The sequence below is a fragment of the Bacillus sp. SN32 genome, assembly GCF_002837495.1.
Taxonomy (GTDB): Bacteria; Bacillota; Bacilli; order Bacillales; family Bacillaceae; genus Bacillus; species Bacillus subtilis.
Genome location: NZ_PJCT01000003.1, coordinates 270,550 through 284,202, shown reverse-complemented (window position 1 = coordinate 284,202; position 13,653 = coordinate 270,550). Strand labels below are relative to the sequence as shown.

At 44.5% G+C, this 13,653-nt stretch carries 10 protein-coding genes; 9 read left to right on the top strand and 1 reads right to left on the bottom strand.

The annotated features are described in order from the left end of the window. Positions 1-67 precede the first annotated feature (67 nt). From dnaE to CW370_RS14940, 7 genes are all read left to right on the top strand, one after another. A complete protein-coding gene (gene dnaE, locus CW370_RS14970; protein WP_024572449.1) occupies positions 68-3,415 on the top strand; it encodes a DNA polymerase III subunit alpha in 3,348 nt (1,115 codons plus the stop codon). Positions 3,416-3,551: 136 nt separating this feature from the next. Continuing rightward, positions 3,552-4,784, top strand: a complete 1,233-nt coding sequence (maeB, locus tag CW370_RS14965; protein WP_024572448.1) for an NADP-dependent malic enzyme — start codon at positions 3,552-3,554, stop codon at positions 4,782-4,784. Between the two features lie 334 nt (positions 4,785-5,118). After that, the gene (accD, locus tag CW370_RS14960) at positions 5,119-5,991 is read left to right on the top strand and encodes an acetyl-CoA carboxylase, carboxyltransferase subunit beta (protein ID WP_024573337.1); all 873 of its coding nucleotides are present in this window, start codon (positions 5,119-5,121) and stop codon (positions 5,989-5,991) included. Beyond that, a complete protein-coding gene (gene accA / locus CW370_RS14955; protein ID WP_003229417.1) occupies positions 5,976-6,953 on the top strand; it encodes an acetyl-CoA carboxylase carboxyl transferase subunit alpha in 978 nt (325 codons plus the stop codon). The genes accD and accA overlap by 16 nt, the downstream gene beginning before the upstream one ends. 183 nt (positions 6,954-7,136) lie before the next feature. Further along, a complete protein-coding gene (gene pfkA / locus CW370_RS14950; protein WP_003237788.1) occupies positions 7,137-8,096 on the top strand; it encodes a 6-phosphofructokinase in 960 nt (319 codons plus the stop codon). A 42-nt stretch (positions 8,097-8,138) separates the two neighbouring features. Further along, complete coding sequence (gene pyk, locus CW370_RS14945; RefSeq protein ID WP_024573339.1) at positions 8,139-9,896, top strand: pyruvate kinase; 1,758 nt, start codon at positions 8,139-8,141, stop codon at positions 9,894-9,896. Between the two features lie 92 nt (positions 9,897-9,988). Then, entirely contained in the window at positions 9,989-10,372 is a 384-nt protein-coding gene (locus CW370_RS14940) for an FxsA family protein (RefSeq protein ID WP_015251477.1), read from the top strand. A gap of 33 nt (positions 10,373-10,405) precedes the next feature. Here CW370_RS14940 and ytvI read toward each other — a convergent pair whose 3' ends face one another. After that, entirely contained in the window at positions 10,406-11,521 is a 1,116-nt protein-coding gene (gene ytvI, locus CW370_RS14935) for a sporulation integral membrane protein YtvI (RefSeq protein WP_004399115.1), read from the bottom strand. Positions 11,522-11,617: 96 nt separating this feature from the next. On the opposite strand from ytvI, the gene CW370_RS14930 reads away from it, so the two are divergent. Together CW370_RS14930 and citZ are read left to right on the top strand one after the other, a co-directional pair. After that, positions 11,618-12,082 carry a DUF441 domain-containing protein gene (locus CW370_RS14930; RefSeq protein ID WP_004398695.1) on the top strand — a complete coding sequence of 155 codons (465 nt, stop codon included), beginning with the start codon at positions 11,618-11,620 and terminating at the stop codon, positions 12,080-12,082. 337 nt (positions 12,083-12,419) lie between these two features. Next, positions 12,420-13,538: a citrate synthase gene (gene citZ, locus CW370_RS14925; protein ID WP_101169785.1), complete on the top strand. Its 1,119-nt coding sequence runs from the start codon at positions 12,420-12,422 to the stop codon at positions 13,536-13,538. Positions 13,539-13,653 lie beyond the last annotated feature (115 nt).

Below are 13,653 nucleotides of genomic sequence, written 5' to 3'. Positions count from 1 at the left end.
TGTTTCTTTTGGAAACCGGCCTTATAATGAAGGAAGAAATGGATCGTAATGAGAAAGAGGTGATAGCATGTCTTTTGTTCACCTGCAAGTGCATAGCGGGTACAGCCTGCTAAACAGCGCCGCGGCTGTGGAAGAGCTCGTCAGTGAAGCTGACAGGCTCGGATATGCGTCTTTGGCGCTGACAGATGATCATGTCATGTACGGAGCTATTCAATTTTATAAAGCTTGCAAGGCGAGAGGGATCAACCCAATAATCGGTTTGACGGCTTCTGTTTTTACGGATGACAGCGAGCTTGAAGCATACCCGCTCGTCCTGCTGGCAAAATCAAATACAGGCTATCAAAACCTGCTGAAAATCAGCAGCGTTCTGCAATCTAAATCAAAAGGCGGACTGAAGCCGAAATGGCTTCACAGTTATCGAGAAGGGATTATCGCAATAACGCCCGGCGAAAAAGGATATATTGAAACGCTTCTTGAAGGAGGGCTGTTCGAACAGGCTGCTCAAGCCTCGCTGGAATTTCAGTCTATATTCGGAAAGGGAGCTTTTTATTTCTCCTATCAGCCTTTTAAAGGGAATCAAGTCTTGTCTGAGCAGATTCTAAAGCTGTCAGAAGAAACGGGTATCCCTGTTACGGCCACAGGCGATGTGCATTACATAAGGAAGGAAGATAAGGCTGCCTACCGTTGTCTGAAAGCGATTAAAGCGGGGGAAAAACTGACGGATGCACCCGCTGAAGATTTGCCTGATCTCGATTTGAAACCACTCGAAGAAATGCAAAACATTTATCGAGAGCATCCCGAGGCACTGCAAGCTTCTGTAGAGATCGCGGAACAATGCCGGGTTGACGTCAGTCTCGGGCAGACCCGTCTACCGTCTTTTCCGACCCCAGACGGAACGTCCGCTGATGATTATTTAACGGATATCTGTATGGAGGGACTCCGCAGCCGTTTCGGCAAGCCTAATGAACGATACCTTCGCCGTCTTCAATATGAGCTTGATGTCATCAAGCGGATGAAGTTCAGCGATTACTTTCTGATCGTGTGGGATTTTATGAAGCACGCCCATGAAAAAGGGATTGTTACAGGACCGGGAAGGGGTTCTGCGGCAGGTTCTCTTGTGGCATATGTGCTGTATATCACAGATGTTGACCCGATTAAGCATCACCTTCTGTTTGAAAGATTTTTAAATCCCGAGCGCGTCAGCATGCCGGATATTGATATTGACTTTCCCGATACTAGAAGGGATGAAGTCATTCAATATGTTCAGCAGAAATACGGTGCAATGCACGTCGCACAGATTATCACCTTTGGAACACTTGCGGCAAAGGCGGCGCTCCGGGACGTCGGCAGAGTATTCGGCGTCAGCCCGAAGGAGGCAGATCAGCTTGCAAAACTCATTCCTTCAAGACCGGGAATGACGCTGGATGAAGCGAGACAGCAGTCACCGCAGCTGGATAAGCGGCTTCGGGAGTCAAGCCTGCTTCAGCAAGTCTATTCAATTGCCCGGAAAATAGAAGGGCTGCCAAGGCATGCATCAACCCACGCAGCGGGTGTTGTCCTGAGTGAAGAACCGTTAACAGATGTTGTTCCGCTTCAAGAAGGGCATGAAGGGATCTATTTAACGCAATACGCGATGGACCATCTTGAAGACTTAGGCCTTTTAAAAATGGATTTCTTAGGTTTGAGGAACCTGACACTTATTGAATCCATCACTTCAATGATTGAAAAAGAAGAAAATATTAAAATAGATCTTTCAAGTATTTCCTACAGCGATGACAAAACGTTCTCCTTGCTGTCAAAAGGGGATACGACAGGCATTTTCCAGCTTGAATCTGCAGGGATGAGAAGCGTCTTGAAACGGCTGAAACCTTCGGGCCTAGAAGATATTGTGGCGGTCAATGCACTGTACCGGCCGGGTCCGATGGAAAATATTCCGTTATTTATCGACCGTAAACACGGCCGGGCGCCTGTTCACTATCCTCATGAAGATTTAAGGAGCATTTTGGAAGATACATATGGCGTCATTGTGTATCAGGAACAAATTATGATGATTGCTTCCCGTATGGCGGGGTTTTCTTTAGGCGAAGCGGACCTATTGAGAAGGGCGGTCAGCAAAAAGAAAAAAGAAATCCTGGACAGAGAGCGAAGCCATTTTGTTGAAGGGTGCTTAAAAAAGGAGTATTCTGTAGACACTGCAAATGAGGTCTACGATTTAATCGTCAAATTCGCAAACTATGGCTTTAACCGAAGCCATGCGGTGGCATACAGCATGATCGGGTGCCAGCTTGCGTATTTGAAAGCTCATTATCCGTTATATTTTATGTGCGGATTGCTGACAAGCGTCATTGGCAATGAGGATAAAATCTCTCAATATCTTTACGAAGCAAAGGGGAGCGGGATTCGTATCCTTCCTCCGTCAGTGAATAAAAGCAGTTTTCCGTTTACCGTTGAAAACGGATCTGTCAGATACAGCCTCCGCGCGATAAAAAGTGTAGGCGTCTCAGCAGTCAAAGATATATATAAAGCAAGAAAAGAGAAACCATTTGAAGATCTTTTCGATTTCTGCTTTCGCGTGCCGTCAAAAAGCGTAAATCGCAAAATGCTTGAAGCACTTATCTTTTCTGGTGCGATGGACGAATTCGGCCAAAACCGGGCCACGCTGCTCGCATCCATTGATGTTGCTTTGGAACATGCTGAGCTATTCGCCGCGGACGATGACCAAATGGGATTGTTTTTAGATGAATCGTTTTCAATTAAGCCGAAGTATGTGGAGACGGAGGAGCTTCCTCTGGTGGATTTACTTGCGTTTGAAAAGGAAACGCTCGGCATTTATTTTTCAAATCATCCCCTCTCCGCCTTCCGAAAACAGCTCACTGCGCAAGGAGCAGTCTCTATTCTGCAGGCTCAGCGGGCAGTCAAAAGGCAGCTTTCGATAGGCGTTCTGCTGTCGAAGATCAAAACGATTCGGACGAAAACAGGTCAAAACATGGCGTTTTTAACGCTCAGTGATGAAACCGGCGAGATAGAAGCCGTAGTCTTCCCTGAACAATTCAGACAGCTTTCTCCCGTTTTAAGAGAAGGCGCTCTTTTGTTCACAGCGGGGAAATGCGAAGTAAGACAAGATAAGATCCAATTCATCATGTCCCGGGCAGAATTATTAGAAAATATGGATGCAGAAAAAGCGCCATCGGTTTATATAAAAATAGAAAGCAGTCAGCACAGCCAGGAGATCCTGGCAAAGATTAAGCGCATTTTGCTGGAGCATAAAGGGGAAACAGGCGTTTATCTCTATTATGAAAGGCAAAAACAGACGATTAAGCTACCTGAGTCGTTCCATATCAATGCAGATCACCAGGTGTTATATCGCTTAAAAGAGCTGTTGGGTCAAAAAAACGTCGTTTTAAAACAGTGGTAACGATTCGCTTTTTGTTATACAATTGGAGCAATTATGTGATCCTGTTTAAATATTCAGATAGATTTACTCCGCAGAATGCAGCAATCAACGCAGCAGTATACGAATCAAAAAATATCCATAAGGAGTGTTTAGGAGAATGTCATTAAGAGAAGAAGCATTACACCTGCATAAAGTCAACCAGGGGAAACTGGAGTCTAAATCAAAAGTAGAGGTCAGAAATGCGAAAGATCTAAGCCTCGCGTATTCTCCGGGTGTTGCAGAACCGTGTAAGGATATTCATGAAGACATTAACAAAGTATATGATTATACAATGAAGGGGAACATGGTAGCAGTTGTAACTGACGGTACAGCTGTACTTGGCCTTGGAAACATCGGCCCTGAAGCGGCGCTTCCTGTTATGGAAGGGAAAGCAGTTCTTTTCAAAAGCTTTGCGGGCGTAGATGCGTTCCCGATTGCTTTAAACACAAACGATGTTGATAAAATCGTTGAAACTGTAAAATTGCTGGAACCGACATTTGGCGGCGTCAACCTTGAAGATATTGCAGCGCCAAATTGCTTTATCATTGAAGAGCGCCTCAAAAAAGAAACAAACATCCCGGTTTTCCATGATGATCAGCACGGTACTGCCATTGTAACCGTAGCAGGTCTTGTGAACGCGCTGAAACTGTCTGGAAAATCCATGTCATCCATTAAAGTTGTCGCAAACGGCGCGGGTGCGGCTGGCATTGCGATTATCAAGCTTCTTCATCATTATGGCGTTCGCGACATTGTGATGTGCGATTCCAAAGGGGCCATTTATGAAGGGCGCCCGAACGGCATGAATGATGTCAAAAATGAAGTGGCGAAGTTCACGAACCAAGATCGCAAAGACGGTTCTCTGAAAGATGTCATCGTTGATGCTGACGTATTTATCGGTGTCTCTGTAGCAGGCGCGTTAACAAAAGAAATGGTTCAAAGCATGGCAAAAGATCCAATTATCTTTGCAATGGCAAATCCAAATCCGGAAATCATGCCGGAAGATGCGCGTGAAGCCGGAGCAAGCGTTATCGGAACTGGCCGTTCTGACTTCCCGAACCAAGTAAACAATGTTCTTGCATTCCCTGGTATTTTCCGCGGAGCACTTGATGTGCGTGCCACTCATATTAACGAGGAAATGAAAATCGCAGCGGTTGAAGCCATTGCTTCACTGGTTTCAGAAGATGAGCTTAGCGCAGACTATGTCATCCCTGCACCGTTTGATAAACGTGTTGCGCCTGCTGTTGCGAAGGCTGTGGCAAAAGCTGCGATGGAAACAGGTGTTGCAAGAATCGCTGTTGACCCTGAGGAAGTCGCAGAAAAAACAAGAAAACTTACGATTATTGGTGAATAATTTTAATTCATTCCAAAAATGGCAGCGCGTTGGCGGAGACCGGCGCGCTGTTCTCAAGTTAAACTGACGGCTGAAATTTTTTTAGGGGGTTAGCCTTAAAAAAATTTCAGCCGGGTTTAACATTATTTTTGAATGCGCTGTCAACCTTGTCGTTTCAACACCTTATCTGATTTCATACAAGCCTTTCCGAGCACGTCATCGAATAAAAAGTTGTCGAATTGAGGATGACAGCGTTTGACAAAAAAAGTACAATAGTTTCGGTAAAGTTATTAGCAAGTCTATCTGTTTGATGACATGCGGTGAAGAGAACCCTTCACAAAAGGGAGGTAATCATTTGTTAAAGGATATATTCACGAAAAAGAAAAAGTATGCTTCCGTACCATCTGATCAAGCGAAGCACGATGTTCCGGAAGGCATTATGACAAAATGTCCTAAGTGTAAAAAAATCATGCTCACTAAAGAGTTGGATAAAAATATGCGGGTATGCATGAACTGCGATTATCATTTCCCAATGAACGCAAAACAGCGTATCGAAAGCTTGATGGATGAAAAATCCTTTGAGGAATTCAATCAGGGAATGCTCTCGGAAAATCCGCTTGGTTTCCCGGGATATCTGGAAAAGCTTGAAAAAGATCGCGAGAAAACATCCTTAAACGAGGCTGTTGTGACAGGCAAGGGCACCATCGGCGGACACCCGGCTGTAGTCGCCGTCATGGACTCTTCATTCAGAATGGGCAGCATGGGTTCAGTCGTCGGTGAAAAAATCACGCTTGCGATTGAAAAAGCAAAAGCTGATAAAGTTCCGTTTATTATTTTTACGGCTTCAGGCGGCGCTAGAATGCAGGAAGGCGTATTAAGTTTGATGCAGATGGCTAAGACAAGCTCTGCGTTAAAACTGTTCAGTGAAGAACAGGGTCTTATTATTTCAGTAATGACGCATCCGACTACCGGGGGCGTATCAGCAAGCTTTGCATCCCTTGGCGATTACAATTTCGCTGAGCCTGGCGCGCTGATTGGTTTTGCCGGAAGACGGATTATTGAACAGACAATAGGAGAAAAACTGCCTGAGGACTTCCAAACGGCTGAATTTTTATTAAAACATGGACAGCTTGATGCGGTTATTCATCGTGACGATATGAAAAAAACGTTAGAAAATCTGCTGGATATGCATCAAACAGGAGGTGACATTGAGTGGCTCCAAGATTAGAATTTGAAAAACCGGTGATTGAACTGCAAACCAAAATCGCCGAACTAAAAAAATTCACCCAAGATTCCGATATGGATCTAAGTGCGGAAATCGAACGGCTCGAAGACCGTCTCGCTAAGCTTCAGGATGATATTTACAAAAATCTGAAGCCATGGGACCGGGTTCAAATCGCGCGTCTGGCGGACCGTCCGACAACTCTTGATTATATCGAACACCTGTTTACCGACTTTTTTGAATGTCACGGAGACAGAGCGTACGGGGACGATGAAGCCATTGTCGGCGGGATTGCGAAGTTCCACGGCCTCCCTGTAACGGTAATCGGGCATCAGCGCGGCAAAGACACGAAGGAAAACCTAGTCCGCAATTTTGGGATGCCGCATCCTGAAGGCTACAGAAAAGCGCTTCGTCTGATGAAACAGGCTGACAAATTTAACAGGCCGATTATCTGTTTTATTGATACGAAGGGGGCATACCCTGGACGAGCAGCTGAAGAAAGAGGACAAAGTGAAGCTATTGCCAAAAACCTGTTTGAGATGGCCGGCCTTCGAGTGCCTGTTATCTGCATCGTCATTGGTGAAGGCGGAAGCGGCGGAGCCCTTGGTCTGGGTGTAGGCAATCACTTGCATATGCTGGAAAACTCTACTTATTCTGTTATTTCTCCGGAAGGTGCCGCGGCACTTTTATGGAAGGACTCCAGTCTTGCTAAAAAAGCAGCAGAAACAATGAAAATCACTGCGCCGGATTTAAAAGAATTAGGTATTATAGATCATATGATTAAAGAAGTAAAAGGCGGAGCGCACCATGATGTGAAGCTGCAGGCAAGCTATATGGACGAAACCCTTAAACAATCGTTAAAAACTTTGCTGAAGCTGAGCGAAGAAGAATTAGTTCAGCAGCGCTATGAAAAATATAAAGCAATTGGCAAAGTCTCGGTTGAAGATCAATATATCGGGGTAAACTAAATAAACGTGAAGCCTTTGGCTCACGTTTATTTTTTGTGACATTCCTTAAATTTTATTTAAAAACAATTTATTTAATTGTATAATAGGTAAGGTTTCATAGGGAGGATGGAGATCCCTTTTCATTGTTTTTAGGGCAATGATCATGTTATGTTTAATCATATATGTTGCTGAGGTGAATGGAGAATGAAACGTATAGGGGTATTAACGAGCGGCGGGGATTCCCCGGGAATGAACGCAGCAGTTCGCGCAGTAGTTAGAAAAGCGATCTATCATGACGTTGAAGTTTACGGTATTTACAACGGATACGCGGGATTAATCAGCGGAAAGATTGAAAAGCTTGAACTCGGATCAGTAGGCGATATTATACATCGTGGAGGAACTAAGCTTTATACGGCAAGATGTCCTGAATTCAAAACAGTTGAAGGCCGTGAAAAAGGGATAGAAAACTTGAAGAAGCTTGGTATTGAAGGCCTTGTTGTTATCGGCGGAGACGGTTCATATATGGGTGCGAAAAAATTAACGGAACACGGGTTTCCATGTGTAGGTGTACCGGGTACAATTGATAATGACATTCCGGGCACTGATTTTACAATCGGTTTCGATACAGCTTTAAATACAGTAATTGACGCAATTGATAAGATTCGCGATACAGCGACTTCTCATGAACGTACATATGTAATCGAAGTAATGGGTCGTCATGCCGGCGATATCGCATTGTGGGCCGGTCTTGCAGGGGGCGCGGAATCGATCTTAATCCCTGAGGCAGACTATGACATGCACGAAATCATTGCCCGCTTAAAACGCGGCCACGAACGCGGCAAGAAGCACAGTATTATTATTGTTGCCGAAGGTGTAGGCAGCGGTGTTGAATTCGGGAAACGCATTGAAGAAGAAACAAATCTTGAAACTAGGGTATCTGTATTGGGCCATATCCAGCGCGGAGGTTCTCCGAGTGCTGCTGACCGTGTGTTAGCAAGCCGTCTCGGCGCATATGCAGTTGAACTGCTGCTTGAAGGAAAAGGCGGACGCTGTGTAGGTATACAAAACAATAAGCTTGTAGACCATGATATTATAGAAATACTTGAGACAAAACACACAGTTGAGCAAAACATGTATCAGCTTTCAAAAGAACTGTCTATCTAATGTGCAGCTGAAGGCTGAAGATTTCAGAAGGAAGTGAACCAAATGAGAAAAACTAAAATTGTTTGTACCATCGGTCCGGCAAGTGAAAGTATTGAAATGCTTACGAAATTAATGGAGTCAGGAATGAACGTGGCTCGATTAAACTTTTCTCACGGAGATTTTGAGGAGCACGGTGCAAGAATTAAAAATATCCGCGAAGCAAGTAAAAAACTTGGCAAGAACGTTGGAATTCTGCTTGATACAAAAGGTCCTGAAATCCGCACACATACAATGGAAAATGGCGGTATTGAGCTTGAAACAGGCAAAGAGCTCATTATTTCAATGGACGAGGTTGTAGGAACAACAGATAAAATTTCAGTGACATATGAAGGTTTAGTCCATGACGTTGAACAAGGTTCAACGATTCTTTTAGATGACGGCCTTATCGGTCTTGAGGTACTTGATGTAGATGCCGCTAAACGCGAAATCAAAACAAAAGTATTAAACAACGGAACACTCAAAAATAAAAAAGGTGTTAACGTACCGGGCGTAAGTGTCAATCTTCCGGGTATTACTGAAAAGGATGCGCGAGACATCGTTTTCGGTATTGAGCAAGGAGTAGACTTCATCGCACCATCTTTCATTCGACGTTCTACGGATGTGCTCGAAATCCGTGAGCTTCTTGAAGAGCATAACGCTCAGGATATTCAAATCATCCCTAAAATCGAAAACCAAGAGGGCGTTGACAACATCGATGCGATTCTCGAAGTGTCTGACGGCTTAATGGTTGCACGCGGAGACTTAGGTGTGGAAATTCCAGCTGAAGAAGTGCCGCTTGTGCAAAAAGAACTGATCAAAAAATGCAACGCGCTGGGCAAACCTGTTATTACAGCGACACAAATGCTTGACAGCATGCAGCGCAACCCGCGTCCGACTCGTGCGGAAGCAAGTGACGTTGCAAACGCGATCTTCGACGGAACAGATGCGATCATGCTATCTGGTGAAACTGCTGCCGGAAGCTATCCGGTTGAAGCAGTTCAAACAATGCATAACATCGCGTCCCGTTCTGAAGAAGCTTTAAATTATAAAGAAATTCTCTCAAAACGCAGAGATCAAGTGGGCATGACAATTACAGACGCAATTGGACAATCTGTCGCGCATACGGCGATTAACCTGAATGCTGCTGCGATCGTAACGCCGACAGAAAGCGGCCATACAGCACGTATGATTGCAAAATACCGTCCGCAGGCTCCGATTGTTGCGGTTACTGTAAATGACTCTATTTCCAGAAAGCTTGCCCTCGTATCTGGCGTATTCGCGGAAAGCGGCCAAAATGCGAGCTCAACAGATGAGATGCTTGAGGATGCTGTCCAAAAATCATTGAACAGCGGAATTGTAAAACACGGCGATCTTATCGTTATTACAGCAGGCACTGTCGGTGAGTCCGGCACTACGAATTTAATGAAGGTTCATACTGTCGGTGATATCATCGCTAAAGGCCAAGGCATTGGACGCAAATCAGCTTACGGTCCGGTTGTCGTTGCACAAAATGCAAAAGAAGCTGAGCAAAAAATGACTGACGGTGCGGTACTTGTTACCAAAAGCACTGACCGTGATATGATTACATCCCTTGAAAAAGCGTCTGCTCTTATTACAGAAGAAGGCGGTTTGACTAGCCATGCTGCGGTAGTCGGATTAAGCCTTGGCATCCCGGTTATCGTGGGTCTGGAAAATGCGACATCTATTTTGACAGATGGCCAGGATATTACAGTTGACGCTTCCAGAGGTGCAGTCTATCAAGGCCGTGCGAGCGTTCTTTAATTACAGGTGAAAACGGAAGGGGAATCCCTTCCTTTTCTCTTTATCATGCCTTTTGTTGAACAGAACGTGTTACACGTGTGGGGGGCTTGGATATGAGATTTTTGTTTTTGCTTTTTATTGTGTTTCCGGCAATAGAAATCGGCATATTCCTATTTTTAGGCAAGCTGATTGGCATTTTACCGACAGTTCTATTCATGATTCTGACGGGCATTATCGGCGCAGCAGCTGCAAAAAAACAAGGAACCGAAGTGTATTATAAGGTTCAGCGTGATCTTCAATATGGCAAAATGCCGGGGGAAGCGATTGCTGACGGTCTGTGCATTTTCATTGGCGGTCTATTGCTGATGCTTCCGGGCTTTTTATCAGATTTGGCCGGCGCCTGTCTTCTTATCCCGTTTACCCGCGGCTGGTGTAAGCCGATTCTGTTCAAATGGCTGAGAGGAATGTCGAAGAATAAGCGGATCATCATCAAATAAAAAACGGCAGCCATGAAAAAAACGGCTGCCGTTTTATTTTTGCTGAACGGTGATATAGGACCATATTTCTTTTAATGCGCCTGTTGTGATGAAAGCTTGGATGATGACGAGTACAGCCGGTCCCGCAATCAGTCCTAAAAACCCGAATAATTTAAAGCCGGCAAACAGGGCGATGAGCGTTGCCAGCGGATCGATCCCGATAGATTTACTTAGTATCTTGGGCTCTGTCAGCTGCCGCTGAATAAGAACGACGAGGTACAGGATACCAATTCCGATCGCTTGGGGCAGCTGGCCCGTAATCGATAAATACAAAATCCAGGGCACAAATACGGAGCCGGCACCCAAGTAAGGGAGAAGATCTACAAGCCCGATTAAAAAAGCAATTGTTGCGGCGTGTTCAACCTTTAAGAGAGAAAGGCCGATAAATACAATCACCATCGTGATGAAAACGAGGACGGCTTGTGCTTTGATAAAACCAGTCATTGCTTTTTTTAATTCGCTGCTGATCGCTTTGCTGTTAGCTGTCACACGATCCGGCAGAATTAAAACAAGCATGGCTTTCAGCTTATGCCAATCCTTTGTCATAAAAAAGGTTGCCAGAAGAGAAAAAATCAGAACCGCCGCCGTATTGGGGAGAAGAGCGAAAAATCTCGGGATCATCTCTAGAATGTGGGACAGCAGGAGTCCGGCATTTTTAGCGGCCGAATCACCGAGTGTCTGGATATGAGTGACGATGGAAGCCTGCTGGTTCGTTTCCAATTCTTGAAACAAAAGAGTTAACTCGTTATAGAGCGGCTGAATATGAGTTGTAAACAATTTTTCGCAATATGAAATAAACGTGCTGATATGCGGAGGCAGCGTTTTTGCTAGATAGGCTGTTCCCGTTACGATTTCGGCTACCAGAATGGTGAGCACGCCGAAGGCTGCGAGCAGAAAAAAAGCAAGAACGCCCAGAACATTTATCGTTCGGGGGAATCCTGTCACTTTGTCCAAATAATCGACAACAGGATGAATCACTGATGAAAGAATAAGGGCGATCAGGAACGGATAAGTTAACGGAAACGAATAATAGGCCGCAGCTATCGACCCTGCGGTCATTGATATGACAAAGAGGGTTCTGAAAAAAATAGTGATATAAGATTGATTCACGAAAACGGTCCTCCTCTCGTCAGCATGTCCTATTTTTTATATGTATTCACGCTGTTGCTGAATATGAATACATTCATCTTAAAGGAGGGATGGCATGTGTTTACACAAGCGAATTTATTTTTAATTTTACTCTTGGCTATCGCACTTATCGCAAAAAACCAATCATTGCTCTTTGCTGTATCCGTCCTTTTGATCATCAAAATCGTTGGGCTTGATCAGAAATTATTTCCGACCATCCAGTCAAAAGGCATTAACTGGGGTGTGACCATTATTACCATCGCCGTTCTTGTCCCGATTGCCACGGGAGAAATCGGATTTAAGCAGCTTGGAGAAGCAATGCGGTCTTCCTACGCATGGATCGCCCTTGGAGCGGGGATCGCAGTGGCGCTGATTGCAAAAAACGGCCTGACCCTGCTTGAAAATGATCCGCATATTACAACTGCTCTCGTGATCGGGACCATTCTTGCAGTCGCGCTTTTTGGAGGAGTTGCGGTGGGACCGCTGATCGGAGCGGGGATTGCTTATTTAGCCATGCAGATCGTAAAACTGTTCACTTCATAAAAAAAAAGCGGCCTTAAAGCCGCTTTTTTTTTTGTATGCAAAAACCCGCAAATAAAGGCGTTTTTTCGGGGAAATCACAGAATGAAAAAAAAAATTATAGGTAAACATTTAACAAATGTCTGATTATTGTTTATAATGAGAATAGGCTTAAACTTAAATAAGCTTATAAGAATTTGTTATGTTCTTTCATAAGCAAAGGGTTTTAGTTCCAGCAGCCAGTAAAATGTAAGCATTTTCTTTTTGGGGGAGAGAAATACTTGCATCGTGCTTTTTAAGTAAGCCTCATGTTTTTACAACACTCTTAAAGGGGAAATTTATTGAAAAGGAGATGTTATATATGACAGCGACACGCGGTCTTGAAGGGGTTGTAGCAACAACATCATCTGTTAGTTCTATTATTGATGATACCCTTACATATGTGGGGTATGATATCGATGATTTGACAGAGAATGCAAGTTTTGAAGAAATCATCTACTTGCTTTGGCATCTAAGGCTGCCAATCAAAAAAGAGCTTGAAGAGTTAAAGCAGCAGCTTGCAAAGGAAGCTGCCGTTCCGCAAGAAATTATTGAGCACTTCAAATCTTATTCCCTCGAAAATGTTCATCCCATGGCTGCTCTTCGGACAGCAATTTCATTACTAGGCCTGCTTGACAGCGAGGCTGATACCATGAACCCGGAAGCCAACTACAGAAAGGCGATCCGCCTTCAGGCAAAGGTGCCTGGCCTGGTTGCAGCGTTTTCCAGAATTCGCAAGGGTCTTGAGCCTGTTGAACCGAGAGAAGATTACGGTATTGCGGAGAATTTTCTTTACACATTAAACGGTGAAGAGCCTTCACCAATTGAAGTTGAAGCCTTCAACAAAGCATTGATTTTACATGCTGACCATGAGCTGAACGCATCAACGTTCACAGCGAGGGTCTGCGTCGCAACACTTTCTGACATCTATTCAGGCATTACTGCAGCAATCGGCGCGCTGAAAGGGCCTCTTCACGGCGGAGCGAATGAAGGCGTTATGAAAATGCTGACAGAAATCGGTGAAGTGGAAAACGCTGAGCCGTACATCCGCGCTAAACTTGAAAAGAAAGAAAAAATCATGGGATTCGGCCACCGTGTGTATAAGCATGGTGATCCGCGCGCGAAGCATCTGAAAGAAATGAGCAAGCGCCTGACCAACCTGACAGGCGAAAGCAAATGGTATGAGATGTCGATTCGTATAGAAGACATCGTCACATCAGAGAAAAAGCTTCCGCCTAACGTTGATTTCTATTCGGCTTCTGTATATCACAGCCTCGGTATTGACCATGATTTGTTTACACCGATTTTTGCTGTAAGCAGAATGTCCGGCTGGCTCGCTCATATTCTTGAGCAGTATGACAACAACCGTCTGATCCGCCCGCGGGCAGATTACACAGGCCCTGACAAACAAAAATTCGTTCCGATTGAAGAAAGAGCCTAAAGAACCATTGGAGGCTGGCTTGCGTTAATGAGGTTAGCCTCTTGTTCAGAACATCAAAATTGGGTTACACTTTAAATTGAATGTTAGGAAAAATCATTTTATTTTCTATATAAGA